General features: G+C 52.9%; 15 protein-coding genes and 1 tRNA gene. 8 read left to right on the top strand and 8 right to left on the bottom strand.

Annotation, left to right across the window (positions count from 1 at the left end):
• Window positions 1-96: 96 nt before the first annotated feature.
• Entirely contained in the window at window positions 97-1761 is a 1665-nt protein-coding gene (locus tag Pan161_RS00895) for a sulfatase family protein (protein WP_232103576.1), read from the bottom strand.
• A 293-nt stretch (window positions 1762-2054) separates the two neighbouring features.
• On the opposite strand from Pan161_RS00895, the gene Pan161_RS00900 reads away from it, so the two are divergent.
• The 3 genes from Pan161_RS00900 to Pan161_RS00910 all read left to right on the top strand — a co-directional run bounded on the left by Pan161_RS00900 (window position 2055) and on the right by Pan161_RS00910 (window position 9842).
• The gene (locus Pan161_RS00900) at window positions 2055-2966 is read left to right on the top strand and encodes a hypothetical protein (protein WP_145223738.1); all 912 of its coding nucleotides are present in this window, start codon (window positions 2055-2057) and stop codon (window positions 2964-2966) included.
• A gap of 268 nt (window positions 2967-3234) precedes the next feature.
• Window positions 3235-5610, top strand: a complete 2376-nt coding sequence (gene katG, locus Pan161_RS00905) for a catalase/peroxidase HPI (RefSeq protein ID WP_145223739.1) — start codon at window positions 3235-3237, stop codon at window positions 5608-5610.
• 266 nt (window positions 5611-5876) lie between these two features.
• Complete coding sequence (locus Pan161_RS00910; RefSeq protein WP_197995626.1) at window positions 5877-9842, top strand: HEAT repeat domain-containing protein; 3966 nt, start codon at window positions 5877-5879, stop codon at window positions 9840-9842.
• A 74-nt stretch (window positions 9843-9916) separates the two neighbouring features.
• On the opposite strand, the gene Pan161_RS00915 is transcribed toward Pan161_RS00910, so the two are convergent.
• The 3 genes from Pan161_RS00915 to Pan161_RS00925 all read right to left on the bottom strand — a co-directional run bounded on the left by Pan161_RS00915 (window position 9917) and on the right by Pan161_RS00925 (window position 13617).
• Entirely contained in the window at window positions 9917-10645 is a 729-nt protein-coding gene (locus tag Pan161_RS00915; protein WP_145223741.1) for an SGNH/GDSL hydrolase family protein, read from the bottom strand.
• A 221-nt stretch (window positions 10646-10866) separates the two neighbouring features.
• Window positions 10867-11799: a DUF1559 family PulG-like putative transporter gene (locus tag Pan161_RS00920; protein WP_145223742.1), complete on the bottom strand. Its 933-nt coding sequence runs from the start codon at window positions 11797-11799 to the stop codon at window positions 10867-10869.
• Window positions 11800-11883: 84 nt separating this feature from the next.
• Window positions 11884-13617, bottom strand: coding sequence for a choice-of-anchor I family protein (locus tag Pan161_RS00925; protein ID WP_145223743.1), 1734 nt, complete (start codon window positions 13615-13617; stop codon window positions 11884-11886).
• Between the two features lie 461 nt (window positions 13618-14078).
• Here Pan161_RS00925 and Pan161_RS30350 point away from each other — a divergent pair, with 461 nt between their 5' ends.
• The 5 genes from Pan161_RS30350 to Pan161_RS00940 all read left to right on the top strand — a co-directional run bounded on the left by Pan161_RS30350 (window position 14079) and on the right by Pan161_RS00940 (window position 18149).
• Window positions 14079-14228 carry a hypothetical protein gene (locus tag Pan161_RS30350; RefSeq protein ID WP_197995627.1) on the top strand — a complete coding sequence of 50 codons (150 nt, stop codon included), beginning with the start codon at window positions 14079-14081 and terminating at the stop codon, window positions 14226-14228.
• Window positions 14229-14238: 10 nt separating this feature from the next.
• Window positions 14239-14310: transfer RNA gene (locus tag Pan161_RS30355), tRNA-Cys, on the top strand.
• Window positions 14311-15115: 805 nt separating this feature from the next.
• On the top strand, window positions 15116-16726 hold the full coding sequence (locus Pan161_RS00930) for a TROVE domain-containing protein (RefSeq protein ID WP_145232458.1): 1611 nt from the start codon (window positions 15116-15118) through the stop codon (window positions 16724-16726).
• Between the two features lie 205 nt (window positions 16727-16931).
• Window positions 16932-17276, top strand: a complete 345-nt coding sequence (locus Pan161_RS00935) for a 1-deoxy-D-xylulose-5-phosphate synthase (RefSeq protein ID WP_145223744.1) — start codon at window positions 16932-16934, stop codon at window positions 17274-17276.
• Window positions 17277-17426: 150 nt separating this feature from the next.
• Window positions 17427-18149, top strand: coding sequence for a DUF434 domain-containing protein (locus Pan161_RS00940; protein WP_145223745.1), 723 nt, complete (start codon window positions 17427-17429; stop codon window positions 18147-18149).
• A gap of 66 nt (window positions 18150-18215) precedes the next feature.
• On the opposite strand, the gene Pan161_RS00945 is transcribed toward Pan161_RS00940, so the two are convergent.
• The 4 genes from Pan161_RS00945 to Pan161_RS00960 all read right to left on the bottom strand — a co-directional run bounded on the left by Pan161_RS00945 (window position 18216) and on the right by Pan161_RS00960 (window position 21919).
• On the bottom strand, window positions 18216-18677 hold the full coding sequence (locus tag Pan161_RS00945; RefSeq protein ID WP_145223746.1) for a nuclear transport factor 2 family protein: 462 nt from the start codon (window positions 18675-18677) through the stop codon (window positions 18216-18218).
• A 289-nt stretch (window positions 18678-18966) separates the two neighbouring features.
• Window positions 18967-19197 carry a hypothetical protein gene (locus Pan161_RS00950; RefSeq protein ID WP_145223747.1) on the bottom strand — a complete coding sequence of 77 codons (231 nt, stop codon included), beginning with the start codon at window positions 19195-19197 and terminating at the stop codon, window positions 18967-18969.
• A gap of 39 nt (window positions 19198-19236) precedes the next feature.
• On the bottom strand, window positions 19237-21138 hold the full coding sequence (locus Pan161_RS00955) for a dienelactone hydrolase family protein (protein ID WP_145223748.1): 1902 nt from the start codon (window positions 21136-21138) through the stop codon (window positions 19237-19239).
• A gap of 232 nt (window positions 21139-21370) precedes the next feature.
• The gene (locus Pan161_RS00960) at window positions 21371-21919 is read right to left on the bottom strand and encodes a hypothetical protein (protein ID WP_145223749.1); all 549 of its coding nucleotides are present in this window, start codon (window positions 21917-21919) and stop codon (window positions 21371-21373) included.
• Between the last annotated feature and the right edge of the window lie 18 nt (window positions 21920-21937).

Raw genomic sequence — 21937 nt, forward strand, 5'->3', positions numbered from 1 at the left:
TCGAGAAAATTCAAGTTTTTTCATCTGAACGTCAGACATTCGCATCACCGGTAATTGTGGAATCACCGGTTTACTAAAGTCCGAACAGAGTACGACTTAGGATTTCTTCTTCAGGGCTTTCTTCGCGGGCTTTTTCATGGTTTGTGCTGATTTTCCCGCTTTGAACAGATCGACTTCGCCCGTATTCGGCTGCGATTTGCCCGGAGTCGAGCGTCCACGGTCCGCATAACTCTGCAGTAATTTCGTCAGTTCTTTGACGACTTCCGGATGTTCCGCCTGCACATTTTTCTGTTCGCTGACATCGTTGTTGAGGTCATACAGTTGGATGGCGGGGAGTTCACTCAGGTTGTCTTTGCCTGGCTTGGGAAAGCTCCAGCCTCCCGAACCCGGACAGAGTTCGAGTTTCCAGTGATCTTTGCGAATGGAAAACGCACCGCGAATCGAATGGTGGACGGCGGCTTCCCTGAGTGGCGTATCGGCTTTGCTTTCCATGGCGGGAAGAATACTCACGCTGTCTTCGCCGGCATCATCGGGGACTTTTGCACCCACGATGTCGGCGGCGGTGGCAAACAGATCGGTCAGGCAGGTGAGCTGATCCGAATGCGTGCCCGCTTTAATTCGCGCGGGCCAGTTGGCGATGAAGGGGACCCGGTGTCCGCCTTCATAGATGTCGGCCTTGTGTCCGCGAAACTGGTAGCTGGGTTGATGATCTTTGTCGGTCATCTCTTTGAAGTTGGCAGCGGGAGAGCAGCCATTGTCGGCGGTGAAGATGACGAGTGTGTTTTCAGCAATGCCCTGTTTCTTCAGCGCCTGCATCACCTGGCCGACGGTGTCGTCGACCTGCATGACAAAATCACAGTAGGCGTTGATGCCACTTTTGCCCTGCCATGCGGGTGTCGGCAGAATCGGCGTGTGAGGTGCATTGAGGGGGAAGTAAATGAAGAACGGTTTTCCCTGTTTCGCAGCGGCCGCCCGTTGATCGATGATCTCAACCGTTTTGTCGGTGATGCGGGGCAGCACGTCGATGGCTTCGAAATCTTTATGCGCCGGACCATCGCGAAAGAAGGCTTTGGTGACCGTGGGGATGCCCTGGCTGCGATCGTTTTCAATATAGACATACGGGGGCATGTCGAGTGAAGCGCTGATACCAAAGAAGTAATCGAAGCCGACGCTGTTCGGGCCGTTCTGGATCGGTTTGGCATAATCGACTTCCCAGCCTGGATTGGTTTTTTTGTTATATGCGGCTTCTGTGGCGAAACCCCCTTTTTTGAGTGACCAGTCCATGCCCAGATGCCATTTGCCGACACAGGCAGTATAGTAACCATGTTCTTTGAGCATTGAAGGAACCGTTTCGCGGTCCGGTTCAATCAGACGTCGGGACAGTCCCCAGAGCACGCCACTTTTGAGCCGCGAACGCCAGTTGTAGCGACCGGTGAGAACTCCGTAGCGGGTGGGTGTGCAGACGGACGAACTGGAATGCGCGTCGGTAAAAATCATGCCGCCGTGTGCGAGTTGATCGAGGTGCGGCGTGGCAATTTTACATTCCGGATTGAGTGCCCGAATGTCGCCGTAACCCATGTCATCGGCCAAAATGTAGATGATATTGGGATCGTTTGCTTTTTCTGCGGCGTGCGTTGTATCGGGTAAACCTGATCCGACAGAGATGGTTATCAGTATCAGACAGAGGGTCGCGAATCTGTGTAATCGATCTGTAATTACAGTATTAACCTGGCGCTGTGGAAAACATGTAACAGTCTGCATGGTGGCTCCTCGGAAAGGAATTCTTCTGGGATTCTCTGAATCGTTCCTTTCAGTATCAGCTGCGCGAACCACGGGGTCAAGGCAGAGAGTCCCGCCGACAGCAGTCGCTTGCCTGGAAGTACAGGTCACGCATACCAGCTTCGTTGCCGATTCGGGCACGCTGGTTCATAATGAGAGAGCCTGTAATATTGATGCTGCGTTTTACAAATATGAGGAAGATCTCACGGAAATGCTGAATGACTACCTGGCAAAGTCAACACATAGTCAACAAGCAGAAAAAGTAATTGACACAAATGTCTGAAAAGATTCGCGCACGCCCTCTCGCCGATTTTGAAACCGTGATCGGAAACCGAAACCTGATTACGGTCACGGTGGGTCCTCGACTCAATCCGATCATGCTCTCTCTGGGAAAACTGCCGGATTACCGACAGGAAAACTCGGGTGGTGCCAGCTTTGCAAAGAAAAAGTCAGAGACCCTCAATGACTATCGTATCCATTACTATGCAGGAGAAGACTGGTTCACTGTCGATCTGACTCCTACTTTAGAGAACTTTCATTCTGTTCAACCGATTGGCGATCAAAACTGGCTGTTAGTTCGTTGTCGAGCGTCGGGAGATCAAGATCGTAACGCCCATGTTTATGATGCTTCTGGAAAACATGTTCGGTGCTTTCCGGCAGGAGATGGGATTGAAGACGTGCAGGTTACGAAAGACTCAAAAATATGGATCAGTTATTTTGACGAAGGTGTCTTCGGAGATTGTGAACTGAGTCGAAGTGGTCTGGTCTGTCTCGACCACGTCGGAGAACAGGTATTTGATTTTCGTGCTGTTTGCATAGAAGCAGACCCGATCATTGACTGCTATGCACTCAATGTATGCTCAAGCCATGAAACATGGTTGTACTATTACACCGATTTTCCCGTTGTCCGAATTACAGACCATAAAGTTAACGGAATCTGGCGGAACCTTCCCGTTTCCGGTTCCAATGCTTTTGCTGTTTCTAAGGGAAACGTGCTTTTCTCAGGAGGCTATAATAATCGAACAGACCTCATCAAAGTTTATCTTCCTACCAATCAGCTCAGAAAAATACAGCCAATAACAGAGAACGGCAAAGCAATTAAAGACTTTAGTGCCTTCGGGCGATCACACAGTCTATATCTATCAACGGAGAAATCGCTCTTTGTTGTAGATGCAAATTTCTGTTAACAATCTGGCCGAATAAAAGGCGTCAGTGACAATGTCGGAAGTGATTGACGGCCTGTAAGTAATTATTCTGTAATGGCTTAGGGTGCACTTTTTTTCTGGTCAGCAGTCTCACGCTGCTCGCGGCTTATCTATGCATCTAATGCATGGCGTGTATAATGAAAATGCATTAGATATATCAGAAGATCGCATCCATAATGGTGAAGCATGGTGAGGTGATCTCACTTTGTACAGAATCCGCATCACTATTCATTTCTGGAGAGACATGACCATGAAAACTCACTTGAAGCGTTTCGTTTCGAGCTGTGCGGTGCTCTGCATTGCAGGAGCCGCGTTAGCTCAGCAGCATCCGCCTCTGACGAAAGAGGCGGCTCAACAGGCTGACAAAAAACAGGACATCAGTAAATGCCCGGTGATGGGGGACGCCAGTAATCCTTCTGTGAAGAACACTGTTATCGGCAGCATGTCAAACGGGGGCTGGTGGCCGAACCAGTTGAATCTGGATGTGCTGCATCAGAACTCGCAGAAGAGTAATCCGATGGGCGAAGATTTCAATTACGCCGCGGAATTTCAGAAACTCGACCTGGCAGCCGTGAAGAAAGACATCAAAAAATTGATGACCACCTCGCAAGACTGGTGGCCTGCGGACTACGGCCATTATGGTCCGTTGTTTATTCGCATGGCCTGGCATAGTGCGGGCACCTATCGTGTGACCGACGGTCGTGGCGGTGCTTCGGATGGGACACAACGCTTTGCACCCCTCAACAGCTGGCCCGACAATGCAAACCTCGACAAGGCCCGCAGATTGCTCTGGCCGATCAAACAGAAATATGGTCGCAAAATTTCCTGGGCCGACCTGATGGTTTTGACGGGTAACTGCGCTCTGGAATCAATGGGATTCGAAACGTTCGGATTTGCTGGCGGTCGTGAAGATGTCTGGGAACCACAAAAAGATGTGTACTGGGGACCGGAAAGTGAATGGCTGGGCGACGAGCGATACACGGGGGATCGGGAACTCGAAAATCCGCTGGCCGCCGTTCAGATGGGGTTGATCTACGTCAATCCGGAAGGACCAAACGGGAAGCCTGATCCGCTGGCTGCTGCCCATGACATTCGGGAAACATTCGCTCGGATGGCGATGAATGATGAAGAGACCGTCGCATTGATCGCTGGCGGACACACGTTTGGAAAAGCACACGGCGCCGCCAGTCCCAAAGGAAACGTCGGCCCGGAACCCGAAGGTGCGAGCCTGGCGGAGCAGGGATTGGGCTGGAAGAACAAATATAAAAAAGGAAACGCAGGCGATACGATCACCAGCGGTCTGGAAGGTGCCTGGACGTCAACGCCGACACAATGGTCGAACGGTTACTTTGATAATCTGTTCGGTTACGAATGGAAGCAGGTGAAGAGCCCCGCGGGTGCGTGGCAGTGGACACCGAAGGAAGAATCGGCTCAGGGAACGGTTCCCGATGCACACGATCCCAAAAAATCACACGCGCCCATGATGTTTACCACCGACCTGGCGCTCAAGATGGACCCCGCGTATGGCAAGATTTCCAGACGCTTCCATGAACACCCGGATGAGTTTGCCAAAGCTTTTGCGAAAGCATGGTACAAGTTGACTCACCGCGATATGGGACCTGTTTCCCGCTGTCTGGGACCCGAGGTGCCAGCCGCTCAGTTGTGGCAGGATCCCGTGCCCGCCGTCGATCATGAATTGGTCAACAAGCAGGATATCGCGGAATTGAAAGCCAAAGTACTGGCTTCGGAATTAACAGTACCCGAACTGGTTTCTACCGCCTGGGCGTCGGCTTCCACATTCCGCGGTTCCGATAACCGCGGGGGTGCCAACGGTGCTCGAATTCGTCTGGCTCCTCAGAAAGACTGGAAAGCCAACGATCCTGCTACACTGGCGAAAGTGATCAAGACACTGGAGCAGATTCAGTCCGAATTTAACAGCGCACAGTCGGGTGACAAAAAAGTTTCGCTGGCCGACCTGATCGTGCTGGCGGGTTCTGCTGCTGTGGAAGCAGCAGCGAAAAAAGCCGGGCATGAAGTTCAGGTTCCTTTCACACCGGGACGCACCGATGCGACTGCAGAAATGACGGACGCCGCAGCATTCGCTGTGCTGGAACCCAAGGCGGACGGATTTCGCAATTTCCAGGATCACGGTCACGTTTACGATCGATCCGCGGCGGAGATGCTTGTGGATCGCGCCAATCTGTTGACGTTGACGGCCCCTGAGATGACGGTTCTGGTGGGCGGCATGCGGGCGTTGAATGCCAACGCCGGGAATTCTTCGCTGGGTGTGTTTACGAAGCAACCGGGCACGTTGACAAATGACTTCTTCGTGAATCTGCTGGACATGAATACCAAATGGGACAAGTCCAAAATGTGTGAGCATTTTTATGAAGGACGCGATCGCAAGACAGATCAGGTCAAATGGATGGCCAGTTCGGTCGATCTGGTCTTCGGTTCGAATTCACAACTGCGTGCCATCGCGGAAGTGTATGGCAGCGAAGACGCCGAGCAGAAGTTCGTGAATGATTTCGTAGCCGCCTGGACGAAGGTGATGAACCTGGATCGATTTGATCTGGACCGGTCACAGCAGAAAGCAGCAAAAGCGGTGGCCGTCGGCCAGCGCTGAACTGCGACCTGCTTCAGGAAAGTGAGTTCGCGGATGCGTACCGATCGGCTCTGTGAGTCGGTCGGTCGCAGCGTGAAATGAGAAGGTTGATGCCCGCTTCGATTTCAGCAGGATGAAATCCAGGCGGGCATCTTGCGTTCAGAATGTCAGCCTGATAGTTTAATAGACATGAGAACAGGTTGCGTGTTGCGCTCTCGACAGGACAGCTGCGACCGAAAGAACAGCTCAACCCATTCTTTCAGCCATGTAGGACTATGAGGACGAAAATGTCTAAATCTGCTTTATTGAGTCTCTTTTTGTTAACCATTGTCGGCTGCGGTGCTCAGCCTGCTCCCGAGGAACAGAGTGAAGCAACTCCCAGTCAGGCTGGGCCTGAGCCAGCACCGGCTAAGGAACCTGCGACTCAGAAAGAAAAAACGGCGCTGAAAAAAGAGGAATCTGACGACGATGATTATGTTGAAAGCGTCATGGCCAAACATCGTGAGAAAACTTTCCGGTCGTCATTAAACGATCTGAAATCGCAGGATCGCGATCAGCGCGTCATGGCCGTCTCCATGATGGTCACGTCCAAGATAGACCCCAACCGCGTTGTCACCGGTTTGTTGAATGTCGTGGATGACAAGGATGAACAGGTGGCAAATATGTCGCGGAAATACATCCAGTCACACACCTTTACATCCAAAGGCCAGCTTGTCGATTTCTATGCAGACTGGTGTGGCCCCTGTCGGCTGATGAAGCCGGTGGTGAAAGAACTTCAGGACGAAGGCTACCCGGTCATTCAGGTGGACGTCGATCAAAATCCGGATTTGAGTGCGCATTTTTATATCACCAGTATTCCGACGTTTGCGCTCATCGTCGACGGATCGATGCGCCAGCGCAGGATCGGCGTGGTGGACAAGTCGGAATTACTGAAACTGCTGAAAGAGATCCCTAAAGAAAATCAGAAGGAGAAAGAGAAATCGTATGTGACCGATCCGAAGCTGAAGGTGTATGGCGCCCTGGTGACAATGCAGTCAGAGAATCCCTGGTATCGGTATGAGGCGAAGCAGCAGTTAGGACAAGCTTCCTTACCGACGCTCATGGAGCTTCTGCGAGATCCAGGGCAGCGCGCCGTGTTTCGCGAGTCTGTGATGAAAGTACTCGAATCGTTCATGAAGTCAGAAGAGCAGGCGGCGCAAATCGTCAAGGTAATGACGGAGATCATGAACGATACTGAAGAGTCAGAGGAATTACGGGGCATGGCTGTCATTTTCCTCTCACGCCATGATCCCGTACGGAGCGGTACGCTGGATGAAAAACTGGTGGCCCTGTTAAACACATCCCGTCCCGTAGCGTTGCAGGCAGACGTGGCGGCAGAAATTGGTAACCGGAAAATCAAGCAGGGGTTGCCGGTATTGATTGAAAAGGTGAAGCATCTGGATCAGACACCGGAGGATGTACGAACTGCGTATATCTCGGCGCTGGGACAATTTGGTTCCCAAGCGGATGCCGCGGTTCCGACACTGCTGGCCGCCTATCCGAAATATCCTGACGAGAGCGATGCCATTTCCGAAGCGCTCGAGCAGATCTGTCCCGATTCCAAAGCGGCCACAGAGACGCTGATCAAAACGCTTGCGCAGGATGACGAAGAGAGCAGATCACTGGCGGTCTCCCTTCTGGATCAGGCGGAATATATTACAAAGGCCAGCAGTTCCCTGCAGAAATTATTGAACGACCCCGATCCTGAAGTGAGTCTCAAAGCAGCGAAACTGCTGGAGAAAATCGGCGGGGCTGACCAGAAAATTGTTTCCGTGCTGATCAAGCAACTGGATGAAGGGGAAGTGGACTGGGAAATCCGTTCCGCGCTCCAGAACGCCTGGAGGTACTCGTATCCCGCACTGATCAAAATCATCTGTGATTCTCAGAGTGCTCCCCAGGTAAAAATAAATGCGATGTCTTTGCTCAGGGATTTTCATCATCGCCCCAGTCCGGGAGAGCAGGCTTCCCTGGAAGCGGCTTTAGGACAGAAAGACCTGCTGACAAAACAGTGTGCAGCAATCATGCTGTCCTCCTCGGAATCTCAGCAGGCGCAGATTGATTCCATTCTCCTGGAAGCATTGCAGTCAGAAAACGACTCCGTCCGACTTCACACGCCTCGGGCATTGAGCAGCCGTCAGAAATCCTTTTCGAAACAGCAGCAGGCTCAGGCGAAAGCAGCATTGCTGAAGCTGTTTAACGGTTCCAATTCCCGGGTCAGCGAAGCCGCTGCGTCTGCACTTGCCAATTTTGAGTTAACTGAGGACGAGTTGAAAGGGGTGATCAGAACCCTCGCAAATCCTGACTTACAGTACTCTGTGGTGAGCATCCTCACTGGACAGAAATCGCTGCCTTCTTCAGCCATTCAATTACTGTCCGACCAATTAGCGAGCAACCAAATCGATGAGGGACTGGCCAATCAGATTTCCACACTATTGATTTCTGCAGGAAAACCAGCTCTGGGCAGTCTGGAAGCAGTTGCATCCAATGCTGAACTGGATCCGGGTCGACGTGCCAAAGCGGTTCTGGCACTGGGGGAGATGACGGAAGAAAATCCTGAGGTCGTTAAATATCTCAAGGGGTTTCTGAAAGAGAAACAGCCTCAACCGCTGCAGATCGCGGCTGCGATCGCTGTGGCAGAAACTGGCCAGGATACGGTGTTGCTGATTCCCCTTCTACTCAAAGGGCTGCAGAGTGAAAACTGGGAGATAAAACAGGTTGCTGGTGATGTATTGAGGAGGGTAGCGACGACGTCTCCCGAGACTCTTAAGCAAGTACTGACACAACGGGAGGATCTGGAACAGGAAGAGCAGAATGAAGTGATACTTAATCTCTCCCAGGAGGAGTCGCTGCGAAAACAGCTGCGTCCGCAACTGCTTTCCCTGATTCTGGACATGCAGGCAGAAAAGAATCTTTCACAATGCAGGACCGCCATCGGGTATCTGGTCCAGGAGACGGAAGCTGGTACCGAGATTACCAGGTTGCTCGCAGAGCCAGATCAGGACATTGTGCAACAGACGTTGATGTCACTGGGACAAACCAGGGAAGAAATTCCGGAGTCCGTCCTGTATGAATTGGAATCTTTTTTGAAAAGTTCCGGTCGAACGACCAGCCTGCTGGCGGCGCTCTGCCTGTTGAAAGCGGGTTCCGGAAATGATTCGCTGCTGCCCATCGTGCGGGGGGCTCTGGAATCGGATGACGGGGAACTGGTAGAACGGGCAGGGTATGGCCTGGAGATGATTGGTTCCCTGGATGAAAAATGGGTTCCTGTCCTGATCGATTTATTGGAAAACCGTGATCATCGGCAGGCGGCTATTAAACAGTTGGGACAGATCGGGCCTGCTGCGAAATCAGCAGTGCCGGCTTTGATTGATCTGCTGGGCACGGTCAGTTATTACGTGGATACCGCCTCTGCCCTGGGAGAACTGGGCCAGACCGCTGCAGCTGCCATCCCGGCGCTTCGGGAGAAGTTGACGAATGAGCGAACCATGTACGCGGCAGCCCTGGCGCTGAAGAAGATTGAGCAAGACCATCAACCGACGATTGACATTCTGGCTCAGGCTCTCGATCAACCGAATCTGCGAGCGGATGCTGCATTCAGCCTGGGAGTCTTTGCCCCCGCATCTCCCGATCAGATCGAACCCCTGTTATTGAAAGTTGCCAGCGGCGAAAATCAATATGATCGTGAAATGGCGATTCGTGCCGCTGGCTCGTTGAAGTCAAAAGCGGTGGTCATGATGCTGATCAAGGCACTGGAAGAAAATGACCGTGATATTGCTGGCCTGGCTGCCCGGTCGCTGGGGGAGCTGGCGATTGAAGCGGACCTGGCAGTACCTGCCTTGATGAGAGCGATGGAAGGCACGCATGAACGCGTGCAATATACCGCTGCGCAGGCCCTGGGGAACTTTGGTGCTGCCGCTCAGCCTGCGGTGCCAGCTTTGCTGAAAGCTCTGGATGATCAATCCATTCGCCTGGCCGCCGCTGGTTCATTAGGACGCATCGGTGCGCCGGCACAGGAGGCCGTTCCTCACCTGATTAAAATGCTTGATGATCCGCAGCAGCGACGTGCAGCGCTGGAAGGGCTCAAGCAGTTCGGACCACTGGCAGACCAGGCGATACCCCGATTAAAGAAACTGGAGCAGGAGTCGAAAAACTATGATCTGCGCCTGGTACAAGCGACTATCAAGGCGATCCAATCGCCGGAATCGAAACGGTGATCAGGACTGTTAGTGAAGCGTGTCTTCCCGTTTTGAACGGTCATTAGACTGACTTCAGCAGCATAGGCATCTCTTCAGTTACCAGCTGGTTTGTTTTTTTTTAATGTGGCTTTAATCTCCTGCGCGACCTGCTGCGCGAGTTTGTCGGAGCCGGCGGGTTTGAAGTGAACGTTTCCCGGGCCCGCCCAGAGGGAGGCTTCAAAGCCTGTCGCAAGTTTGTGCAGGTCGTTGATTTTGATGTCGTGCTTTTTCATGATCTTTTCTGCGACCTGGTTGTACTTCAAATCGTCACCGACAACGCGGCCTGCTTCGCTTTCAGGCACCGGGGTGGTGGTCGCCCAGATCAGTGTGGCTCCCGTTTTTTCCAGTTGCTCCACCAGTGCTTCCAGATTTTTCTCGTACTGGTCGAGAGGAACGGAGATGGTGCCGTTGACTTTGTCGCGGTGTCCCTGGGTTTTTGAGTCGGGGTGCCGATAGCAGAGATCGTGCAAACCCCAGTTGAAATGAATCACGTCCCAATTGGTCTTGCCCAGCCAGCGCTCAAGATGCTGCCGCCCCCGTTTTGTATCGCCGCAATTCGTTTTCACGCGCTCCACGTTCGCCACGTCTTTGAGCAGTTCGATGGTCGGTTTGGTATAGCCGATCGAAATGGAGTCGCCGATAATCAGAACGTGCGGTAGATCAGCGTTCTTTTTTATGCTTTGTTTCGAACCGTTCTGGTCTTGTGCCGTACTCATTGAGGTCAGGCACAACATCATGAGGAACGCTGAAAGAAGAGTGAAAGATTGAGTCAGTCGCGTCATGTTTCTTTTCCTGCCGGAGATGAAATTCTAAATCGAATTCATTCAGTATCAGGAACGGACGGAGCCGGGTCAAGCAGGAGCGGAGAGAAATGAATTATCATCCTGTTAAACAAGCGGTAGTTGTTTTTATAAAGGACAAAAAAAGCGTTCCGGCCAAAAACGACCGAAACGCCAGTGATTAAAGCAATGTGACGAGACTTGGAGATCTCGTTAAACACAGATCAGTATTCGCCAATGACCTCGCCATCGGACATGTTGCCCAGGAACTTATAGGTCTCGCGGTTGACGTTTTCCGATATGAAACGGACGGCACCATCACAAAACAGGAATTGTGCCCCACCCACGTGACGGCTGCTGGCGCTGGCCTGGTTTGCTCCATTGGGAATGAAGGAGTCCGAGTCGTTGGTACGAAGTAACGTCGCGTACTTTTCGCCATCGTAGGGGCGTCCGGCCCAGATGGAACCTTTGCGGAGCGATCCGCCTGGATCATCGTCTTTGATGGAAATTCCATCCCACATCCGTTCGCCCGAGGCCATCGTGTTGCTGGTTCCGTCGGTGATGTCGCGCATCCGCGTGCTACTGTTATAATTGAAGATGCCTCGTTCGTCTGCGGTATCACTGCGGTCGTACCACTTGTCATCATCAACGCCTTTGCTACCGCTGACTCCGGGATAGTTCGACTTGCCGAGCCCGACGCCATCTTCATTGTTGGTGAATCCGACATAAGTATTGATGCCTCCACTGGCGTCCGATGGGCAGATCAGTGAGGGAATGACCGTCTGAATCAGACTGCCGGCAGCGCTTGTGGGAAAGTTTGCTCCGTTGGGGGTCAACTGATTGTACAGCGGCGCCTGATCCATATTGGGGAGGAGGAAGGTGTTCCAGCCCCAGTTACCCAGATCGGGATCGGGACTGCCTGAGCCATTGTCAAACATCAGGGCACCTGGTGGTAAGACCCCGTGAGTGTCGTGGTAGTTGTGCAGTGCGATACCAATCTGTTTAAGATTGTTCTTGCAAGTGGAGCGGCGCGCCGCTTCACGAGCCTGCTGGACGGCGGGTAACAGCAACGCAATCAGAATGGCAATGATCGCAATGACGACCAGCAATTCGATGAGCGTAAAGCCTCGTTTGTGTTTTAAACTGTTCTGTTGCATTCGAAAATCTTTCTTCTGTAAACGGCATGTCGTTTATCAATTGATGGGTTAAAGTTGAGAATTCAGCGAGCAATATGAATTTCTCTACTCCAGTGATTGGCCCTGCTTTTCAGTAGTGGTATGGCAGACGACTTCGAACAACGCGGTCGTACCGCTGATTTCATAGGAGACAGCGAGCAACGGTTTTCCCGTCGGACTCACGTCGGCAGGTATGAATGTCAGGCCTTCGGGCCCCAGGTCGCCTGCCTCTGGTTTCTTCGTCGATTTGTCGAAGTCGCGCGTGATGACATAGTCGCAGAAGACCGGCTGTTTCGGATTGGCGAGGTCATAGATCATGATGCCGCTGTGTCGCTCCATTCCGATAAAAGCCACGGGACGACCCTCGAGCATTCCCACAACCAGTCCTTCTGGCTCCGGCCCTTTGTTGTCGCTGCGATCATCGAGGTCGTTTGACTCATGATCGGCGTTGAACGACTTGGGAAAACGATTGGCGATGATGCGTTCGAATTCGTTACCGTTGTTATAGACCAGCTGACCATCCGCACTGCGGACAGAGAATGACCGTCCGCCAAAACTATAAAGTTCCTCATAGAGTCCATCACCGTCGGCATCCCCGTTAGAGGATGTCACCATCAGCCGCCCGAGTGCTTTGTTAGATTGCAGTTCCTTTGCGTTGGGGAACTTTTTCGGGTCGAGTTTCAGATCACCGACACGAGCTTTCTCACTGAAGCCGTCGAAGTCGCGGTGGTCCCCTTCATCAGCCGTGATGACGTACGCCGTACCATCGACTTCAAAGGAATAGATGGCATCGGGCTGGTACATCCCTTTGACCGGCCAGGTGCGAAGTTGAATCTTCTTGTCTTTGTTGCTGGCATCAAAGGCATTTTCGGGAAGCGAATGATCTTTAAAACCCAGTGGCACGAGCTCGACGAGCTTACTTGTTTCGAGATCGATGATCGCAAACGCATTCGCTTCCTGCAGCGACACCCATGCGGTTTTGGAATCAGGGGAAACAGCGATGTATTCCGGTTCGAAATCCTGCGCAGGCGTCGCATTCTTTCCGAAGACGCGCACGCCAGACGGCAGTTTAGACTTGTCATTGTAAGCTGTGAAATCAATGTGAACGACGGAGGCATCGGTTACCGCTGCCACACCATCTGTCAGATCGATGAGCGAGACGCTGCCTTCTGGATTGCGCGTATAATCTTTTGTCGCCTCTCCTTCATTGGCAGTAATCAGCCAGTGCCCATCCGGCGAAATGGTGATCATGTCCGGTTCGGGGCCGACGTGAACGGTCTTCAGCACGTCACCTGCGGGTGAGAGAAAGACAACCAGGCCCGGCTCCTGTTTTGGATCGGATGAGAGGGCGGCGGCGATCACACCTCCTTTCGCCGTGATCGAGTTTGGTTTGGAACCAAACTCAGCCAGATCAACCGACTTGAACAACTGCGGTTCGGACGGGTTGTTAATGTCAAGAATATCGATGGCGACCCGCTCTCCGTCAACGACAAAGAGTCGCTTTGAGTCCGTGTCGAAGGCACAGATTTCCGCCGCCGACTTTTTCCCCGCCCCGTGTTGATATCGCCCGAGAAATTCAAGACCTACAGTATTGGATGCCGCAGGTGGTTCCGGGATAGGCTCGGCAATCTGGCCAGCTCCGCCGCTGTTGGGTTTGATATTGTTCACGGCGACATCTTTACCTGCGGTATCAGAGCAGCCGGAGATCATAAAGTTAAAGACGCCGAGAATAATCGCAGCAAAAACAGGTAGACGGCACGGGCGCGGCTTTGCTCCAGACTGTGGTGAGAGGTGAGTCATGTTGTACTTCTAAAATATGATCTGGGGGGCGGATGCTGGTAAAAAACGATTGCCGAAAAGTGCACGAATACATGTGTTGCAATGTGGACGAATTGAGGGTTTTAAAACTAACAACGGAATATGAAGAGGGCGGGAAGAAAGCGTTAATATTTAGGGTGTGCTCAGATTTGTCTGAATGCATTTGCAGTTCAGGACAGACAGGAATTAAGGAGGCAGTGAATGTTTTTTAGCCTGTGAACAGGCTAAAAAACCAGGTTTCATATCTGGTGAAAATGAAACGATCCCGAATCAAGAATCTTCAGTGTTAATATATGATGAAAAAATTGCTAAGAATTCCTGAAGGTGATTTTGACCCGGTTTATCATGCCCCTTAAGGTGACGCGCCTCGCAATCGGAAGGTCGTCGATACCAGCCACGGTTTAGCATTCATATTCTGATATTCAGAAACTGCTGAAAGTATTTTGAAAGAAGCGAACCGGTTCTCACTGCGGCCTGTCTATTACCAGCAGTCAGCCAACGCGGTTTCGTTGGTACTGACAATTATGCCTTGCGAGTGTGATGGACGCACGATGGTCTTCGGAACCATCAGACGGGGTTCGACTCCCTGGTGAGGTACTTTTAGACGCTGATACCTGATGGCCGGGGAACTGCCTGCAAAGCAGTTTGCAGTGGGTTCGATTCCCACCGGCGTCTTTAACCGACCAACTGTCGGCTCGGACTACATCTTTATGACAGAAACGATGTCTGAGTGATTTCTTCGTTGGCCGGTTTGTTGAACAATCCAACTGCCCGTCGGGATTACATTATGACGGTCCTAAGGTAGCCAACCTGGAGCGATCCAGGGAAGGTGAGCGCAACGGCATCTCTTTGAGATGGTCTGGCGTGTGCCCACTGTCGGTCTCACATGCGACCGATAAGAGCGGCCGTAAACAGCAACAATCTCGACAACCCTTCGTTGGGCTTAGTAAGAACATTTGATCGACTGCCAGACTGGAGTACATGATCTTTAATCCGGTGGTTGCGGGTTCGACTCCCGCCGGCGCTATTTTCAATGTGTGTCGCGCCGTAGCTCAACGGATAGAGCACCGTAAACGCTCTGGTTTAATACTTCGTCGATCATTTTTCACAAGAGACAAAACCGACTGCCGAATGGGAGTACATGAAAGTTTTGGGTTCGAGTCCCATCAGTGCAGAGTGTTTAAGCATTCGGCGCTGTAGCTCAACTGGCAGAGCATTAACAACTCTGGTTCAACAACTTCGTCGGTTATTTAAAACAGACTCGACTGCCGGTGTGGAGTACATGGTTAACGCTGGTTCAACTCCTGCCCGGCCGCTTTGTTACAAGAGTTATGCGGCCGGCCCCTGCGAATCGCGTGTGCGCGGTATCGCAGGGTCGTCTCTGCCCATCACTTCGTCGAGTGCTATTTACAGGATCCGGCTGCCGTCAGTGAGGACTGACGCGGTTTTCACCGGTTCCATTTTTTTGAAGGAGGCTATGATGGCCAACAAAACTCTATTTTCCAGTAGCAACAGTCACCAGCCACGTGCGAATGTGCGTAACGAAGCCGGAGGTCGGGCTTACAAGTATGAGCCGAAGCATGCGCTGGCACAGCTGGCGGCAACCGGTACATTTAACGGCGTGTTCTACGCGAATGCCCAGGCACAGCTGGACGAACTGCGTACGTTGATCAACCAGGTCGATGATAATCGGTTCCTGGCGCAACTGGCCGTGTATGCGCGGGAGCGGGCCTGCATGAAGGACATGCCGGCGGCGCTGCTGGTGACGCTGTCAACGCGGGATACCGAACTGCTGCATCACGTGTTTGATCGCGTGGTCGACAATGGCCGCGTGCTGCGCACGATGTTCCAGATGATCCGCTCGGGCCAGTTTGGTCGTACGGGCCTGTCATCAAGTCTACAGCGCGCGTTTCAGCGCTGGTTGAATGAGGCTTCCGTGGGTAAACTGCTGTCGGCTTCGATCGGTAACGATCCGAGCCTGCGCGATGTCCTGCGGCTGGCACGTCCGACACCTGTTGACAACGCACGGCGTGCGCTGTTCGGCTGGCTGACCGATAAGGAACTGGCGAAGTGGGCTCCTGCCACGGAGGCGGACTTGCCCGCACAGGTGCAGACACTGATCGCCTATCGCGGTGCAGAGACCGAGCGCGAGCAGGCTGCGATCGTAGAGGGTCTGTCCGTGCGTTGGGATCTGTTGGCTGATGCGGCGAAAGGTCCTCTGGTGTGGCGTGCAATCGCTCGTCAGATGGGTCCACAGGCGCTGCGGATGAACCTCAACACGCTGCTGCGTCATGACGTGTTCAAGGATGATGCGCTGATTGACGAGGTGGCGAACCGCCTGGTTGACAAGGAGGCGATCCGACGTTCGCGGCAGTTTCCGTACCAGTTTCTGGCAGCGTATCTGAACGCGTCCGATCAGATTCCACACAAGATCACGAAGGCGCTGCATGAGGCTGCTGAGATCGCCTGTGGAAACGTGCCTGAGTTGTCAGGTCCGGTGGTGATCGGACTGGATACGTCCGGTTCGATGGCGAGTTCGGTGACGGGCTGGCAGCATCGCAGTTCGTACAGCAAGATGCGCTGTGTGGACGTGGCGGCGCTGTTTGCGGCGGCGATTCTGCGTCGTAATCCGGACAGCGTGGTGATTCCGTTCGATACGCGTGCGTACAACGTGCGGATCGATCCAGCCGACTCGATTCTGAGTCTGTCGGAGCGACTGGCGAAGTATGGCGGCGGTGGAACCGACTGTTCGATTCCACTTCGCGAAGCCAATGTACGACTGGGTCAGCGCGCGTTTGCCGGCTGTGTGCTGGTGAGTGACAACCAGAGCTGGGTTGGTACAGGCCGACGTGGTGCGACGGCTGTGATGACTGCGTGGCAGATGTTCGCGCAGAATCAGCGGCGACTGGGCGTGACGGATCCCAAGCTGGTGTGTATCGACATCCAGCCTTACGGTTCGTCGCAGGCTCCGGAGCGTGACGACATTCTGAACATCGGCGGCTTCAGTGACGCGGTGTTCAACGTGGTGACATCCTTCCTGAGCAACAGTGCCAGCCGCTTCGTTGCGGAAGTCGAGTCGATCGAAGTCTGATCGATGTTATCGTTAAACAGGGACACCCCTGGTCTGATGTTTCGGGCCAGGGGCTTTTTGTTTGTTTTCATCAACCAGTGCGCCTTCAGAATTTTCTTGACAACTCCTTACTGAGTTAACAAAGTTGCAATTCAACTGTTCGTTTGAGAATTAGATAAACAGTCTAATTCAAGTAATGCTCCAAGTAACCAAGGGAGTAAGGCAGATGAAACAAGACAAGCCGCATGACCAGCTTCCCAGAGAATTCCGCTCCAGCCAGTCTCGAATCATGTATGTCGAAGACAAATCTGATGGTCTTGAGGGCGAGGCCCGAATTGGTCGCGTCTACTTTTCCAAATCGGGAAAGACACTCTATTACAGAGGGCGTCGCTTCCAGAGCCTGAAGGGTACAGGATTCAAGGCAAATTACCGTGATGTCGAAAGTGATGCGGAGTTCTGGATCTCTGGTCCACGCAAGGACCAGAACGATCGCCTTTACGGCGGCTTTCGCAACGTTATCATCGACGAGGACGTTAAGGCCGATTACCTGACTTACATCTCGGGTAAATAAGAATATTTTCGAGCGGAATCGCTGCTGCGAGCTACTTCACTTCGATCCCAGGAAGATATATTTTAATCTTCGAAACAGCCATTCGGTTCTCTCTTCACGATTCTTTTTTATGCGGGCCAACTATATCTCAATTGAGGCAGGGGAAAAGCTATGCCTGACCAGCGTCAACATCGTGGTGCGCATCCGCAGGATCAAAGTTTGTTTGATACTGTTTCCGAGCCGGGACTGCGGCAGGCGACCTGTGACTTCAGCTGGCTGTTGACTCGCGGGTATGCGCCTGTTTCTGCACTCAAACTGGTGGGGGACCGGTATGCTTTGAATGCGCGGCAGAGAACCGCTGTGGGGCGTTGTGCCTGCGGTGAAGTGGAAGCTGGCCGACGACAGGCACATCAGGTTAAGACGCAGGACCTCGCGGAGCAGGAATTGTGGATCGATGGTTACAATGTGCTGATGTCGCTGGAAGCCGCGTTGTCAGGCGGAGTCATTCTGCAGGCCCGCGATGGCTGCTATCGTGACATGGCCAGCATGCACGGCAGTTATCGCAAAGTGGCTGAGACGATCCCGGCGATCCAGATCCTGGGCGAACTGATGGCGGAATGGAACGTTGCCACCTGTCGCTGGCTGCTGGATCAACCGGTCTCCAACAGTGGGCGATTGAAGACGATGCTGCGGGAGATCAGTGAAGCGCATGGCTGGAACTGGGAGATTGACCTGGTACCTGACCCCGATCCCGTGCTGAGTCAAACCGACCAGATCGTGGCTTCCGCTGACAGCCAGATTCTCAACGAGGCCGAACGCTGGTTCAACCTGGCACGTTGCGCCATTGAGACGCGGGTACCCGCTGCCTGGATTGTGGATTTGTCGGGAGAGTGACGAAAGCTCAATCAACAGTAATCAGGGTCAGTCTGAATCTAAGCAGCTGACCCTGATTCTGTTCTGTCAGGCGACAGCTGGAATCCCAGTGTGATCGGCGGGGCGTGGAGCGGAGGTGGGCCAGTGAAACCGGCGTTGATCTTCCGCGATAGGGACGTCGTTGATGCTTGCTTCGCGGCGGCGCATTAAACCTTCTTCATCGAATTCCCAGAGCTCATTGCCGTAGGCGCGAAACCATTGACCGGCCGCATCGTGGTACTCGTACTGGAAGCGGACCGCGATGTGGTCGTCTGAAAAACTCCAGAGTGCTTTGACAAGTCGGTAATCGAGTTCCCGTTCCCATTTGCCAGACAGGAATTCCCGAATTCGATCGCGGCCCTGCAGGAACTGGTCGCGGTTTCGCCACTGGGAATCCGGGGAATAAGCCAGGGAGACTCTTTCGGGATCGCGACTGTTCCAGGCATCTTCTGCGGCTCGGACTTTAGCGGTGGCAGTTTCGAGAGTGAACGGTGGTTTGAGAGCGGACATGAGATTCTCCTTTATTGGTTTGGGTTGTATTGAACAGACAGGTCTGTATTTTATGTGCTAAAAAAAGTGGATGACCTCATTCAAAAACGTAACAATTTGATTGCACATTATATTAAAACAAAAGGCTATTATTTCAGATGAAGTTCAACCGGGGCTAACGCCCTGCGGCTAATGGGTCTTTTTGCGAACCGAGCGTCTGAATAAATAAAGTATACAGACCTGTCTATTATCGGTCAAGTGGAATTTGATCGGATCATCGCTGATATTTCGATTTCACTGCGATCTTTGATTATTGGCCCCCAAAGGCCTGGTCATCATCGCGCATATTTTTCAGTGCGCGGTCGACGATGCGGCGGAACTGCTGTTCCAGTTCGTCGATGTTTCGCTTTTCCTGGGGGAGAAGCATCCAGCACAGTTGCAGCGCCTGGCGTACGCTCTGGTCCACCTGTGCCGGGCTGAAGAGGTCGCGCATCTTGTCGAACGACTCTTCGTCATCAGGGTCGAATGTCTGAAACGCCATGGGTTGGGTCCTCATATTGGAACAGAAAGAAAAACAATATTACGGGTCGACCTGCCAGTGCAGGTTTTGGAATGTGGGTTGCGGGCCTCGCCAGTTTTTGCCGAGGATGCGTTGTTTCGTTTTGCTGCCGCGAGCGGGACGCTGGGCCTCGGCGGGGGTGAGCTTCAATTGATGGATACCTTGCCAGTCTGATAACGATTCGCCGACCAGGTTTTGAAAGTCGGACGGTTTGAGGGTAATGGTCTGCCAGTCGGGGCCGCCTGTCAGTTCGACTTCGGTAGCGTAATCATCCAGGACGACCACCATTTGATTGGCTTCGACAGCGCGGACTTCCAAAGCAAGTTGTGCCTGCGGCGGTGCTTTCCAGAGACCGTCATTCAATTTGTGGGTTGTAATGGTCCATTTGTCGGGTTGATACGAAAACCATTCCTGCCGCCAGTTGTCCTGGAAATCTTCAATCAGCAGGGAAGGCTCGCGCGTGGCCTGAACGCCGGCTGCTTGCAATTCCGCTGGTGAGACCATCTGCAGCAGCGATGAAAGGTTGAACGACTTTGTGGTGTAAGGGCGATAATAATAGCCAGCGCCGGACACCGGTTCATCGAGAGCATAGCGGATGTTGGCATACACCCACAGTGGCTGATCGACATTGCCCAGGGGCAGATTCGCAATCCAGGCGTCCTCGGCTTTCACAGGTTTGACGTGATGCCAGAAGCGATGCTTGGTATTGAGCCGGTCCTGGGGACCTTCATCTGTTTTGCCCTGTCGCGAGAAATAGACGTCGATGGAGTGAATGGTTCGGGATTCGTCGGGGGTCACTGTGAAGCGGGGCACGCCGTCTGTGGTGGTGAGCGTCAGCTCTGTTTTGGGTGTCTGGGGAAACGTAAAGCTGCCTTTGAGATGCTGATCCATCCACAACATGGTGGCGACCTCGAAGTCGGGGGTGTCCTGATGATTGTGGTGCGGCGAACAGGTGACGCGCCACTCGCTGCTCTGAATTTCGTTGATGGCGGTCGGTAGATTACCAATGCGCCCGTGAAAATCGTTGGCGGGGCTGAGGAAAATAATCGGGCAGGAGATCTGTTTGAGGCTGACGTTATCTCCCAGCGTCTGACAGAACAGGGGGCTTCGGTTGTAGCGGTCGCTGATGCCGCCACATGAGGGGGCGGCTGCTTTGACGCGGGCGTCGGGAGCCGTCAACACGGTGAGCTTGCCGCCCATCGAATGGCCATAAACTCCCAGGCGATCGGGGTCGACCAGGGGCTGCCGTTCGAGGAATGTCAAAGCCCGACGCGCGGCGAGCGCACACAGGAACCAGCCACTGTTACGCGGCGATTCAATGTTGTCGAGCGTCCAGGCATCCGGCTCAATGCCGGGGAACTGATTGCCCGGGTTTTTTCCGGGCGCATGATAGCCGTCGAGTGCGCCCCAGTCTGTGGTGACTTGATAGCGGGGATCGTCGGTCTTGCCGTCCCAGAACAGTTTCACTTCCGCGGGCGTTACCTGGTAGTCGGGGGCGTTGATGCGTCCGGCCCAGGCGATGGAGAGGGTCGCGTACCCGCGTTTGGCATTCAGCAGGCAGGCCCGGTAGTCGGCGTACTGTCCGCCGCCATGAATCTGCAGCAGGCCCGGCAATTTCTGTTTGTTGGCGACAGCCTGTTTGGGATATCCAAACACGGCTGCCAGGCGGGCGGTCTTACCTTTGAAGACGCCGATACGGAAACGGACGATCTGCAGGACGACGCCGTCTTCTTCCCACTCTTTAAGCACTTCAGTTTCCAGCGGTTCGCTGCGGGGATCAAAGCCGGCCCACATTTCTGCGAAGTTCTGTGGCGCGTGCTCGTTTTGAAGTGCAGGTAGAGTTTCGGCTGCCTGCACTGAAGACTGCATGATTACGAACAGCAGGCAGACGAAGAGAGTTCGTTTATGAATGGTATGAGTCATGAAGGCAATTCGCTTGTGAAAAGTAATGTAAGCCTGAAGAGATCTATTATATAAAATAAAAGATGACCGAAGCCATAAAAATGTTTATGCTGAGGATTAAGGGTTCGGGGGTCGCTTATGTATTTTCTGTTCGAGTGCGGTTGATTGACCAGTCCGGTAATTTTGCTACCACGAAAGACACGAAATGACACGAAAAGAATGTGTTTCGGAGGCTGTTGCTGGGACATTGATGTCAGTCGTCATAGCTGAGTTCTCCGATTTCCTCATCGACGATTTTGGTTTCCGCAGCGAACTTCTGCATGTAGTAAGCAACACCGCTGACTGCGATTACGAATAAAAATCCGAACAACATGTAGATTGATGCGGGAGTCAGCTGCCACCAGGCGACTGCAATATAAAGTAAAAAGGCTGATGCCAGGAAAATGACGACGAAATGAATCAGCGATTTCAACCGGTAAGCGGGACTGCTCAAGTCATTTTTGAGTGGAGGATAAACAAGTTTCTGGCGTTTGATGTCATTGCCGTTTTTGCTTAATGTGCAGAGAAAAGGTCCTTTGGAAAGGCTGACCATTTTCGTTGTCGTCGTGTAACGGTTGTCACCTATCATGAAATTATGAGCGGTTTCGGTAGCGACGCTTCTTTGTGTCGAGACCAGAGTCCCGTCAACAAACACCTTTTGTAAACCGGATAACGAACTGAACCACGCCTCAATTATTCTGCCGTCATCCTCGAACGAAAATGAATACCCTTTCAGAAAGCTGAATGCTTTTGGTTTGCTCATCAGTCAGAGTTCTGTTTC

The sequence above is a fragment of the Gimesia algae genome, assembly GCF_007746795.1.
Classification (GTDB): Bacteria; Planctomycetota; Planctomycetia; order Planctomycetales; family Planctomycetaceae; genus Gimesia; species Gimesia algae.

Excerpts from the sequence above, each read along its gene's own strand:
- Pan161_RS00895 (WP_232103576.1), bottom strand. The coding sequence starts at position 1,761 with ATGCAGACTGTTACATGTTTTCCACAGCGCCAGGTTAATACTGTAATT.
- katG (WP_145223739.1), top strand. The coding sequence starts at position 3,235 with ATGAAAACTCACTTGAAGCGTTTCGTTTCGAGCTGTGCGGTGCTCTGC.
- Pan161_RS00915 (WP_145223741.1), bottom strand. The coding sequence starts at position 10,645 with ATGACGCGACTGACTCAATCTTTCACTCTTCTTTCAGCGTTCCTCATG.
- Pan161_RS00935 (WP_145223744.1), top strand. The coding sequence starts at position 16,932 with ATGAAACAAGACAAGCCGCATGACCAGCTTCCCAGAGAATTCCGCTCC.
- Pan161_RS00900 (WP_145223738.1), top strand. The coding sequence starts at position 2,055 with ATGTCTGAAAAGATTCGCGCACGCCCTCTCGCCGATTTTGAAACCGTG.
- Pan161_RS00940 (WP_145223745.1), top strand. The coding sequence starts at position 17,427 with ATGCCTGACCAGCGTCAACATCGTGGTGCGCATCCGCAGGATCAAAGT.
- Pan161_RS00955 (WP_145223748.1), bottom strand. The coding sequence starts at position 21,138 with ATGACTCATACCATTCATAAACGAACTCTCTTCGTCTGCCTGCTGTTC.
- Pan161_RS00910 (WP_197995626.1), top strand. The coding sequence starts at position 5,877 with ATGTCTAAATCTGCTTTATTGAGTCTCTTTTTGTTAACCATTGTCGGC.
- Pan161_RS00930 (WP_145232458.1), top strand. The coding sequence starts at position 15,116 with ATGGCCAACAAAACTCTATTTTCCAGTAGCAACAGTCACCAGCCACGT.
- Pan161_RS00950 (WP_145223747.1), bottom strand. The coding sequence starts at position 19,197 with ATGGCGTTTCAGACATTCGACCCTGATGACGAAGAGTCGTTCGACAAG.
- Pan161_RS00960 (WP_145223749.1), bottom strand. The coding sequence starts at position 21,919 with ATGAGCAAACCAAAAGCATTCAGCTTTCTGAAAGGGTATTCATTTTCG.
- Pan161_RS00945 (WP_145223746.1), bottom strand. The coding sequence starts at position 18,677 with ATGTCCGCTCTCAAACCACCGTTCACTCTCGAAACTGCCACCGCTAAA.
- Pan161_RS00920 (WP_145223742.1), bottom strand. The coding sequence starts at position 11,799 with ATGCAACAGAACAGTTTAAAACACAAACGAGGCTTTACGCTCATCGAA.
- Pan161_RS00925 (WP_145223743.1), bottom strand. The coding sequence starts at position 13,617 with ATGACTCACCTCTCACCACAGTCTGGAGCAAAGCCGCGCCCGTGCCGT.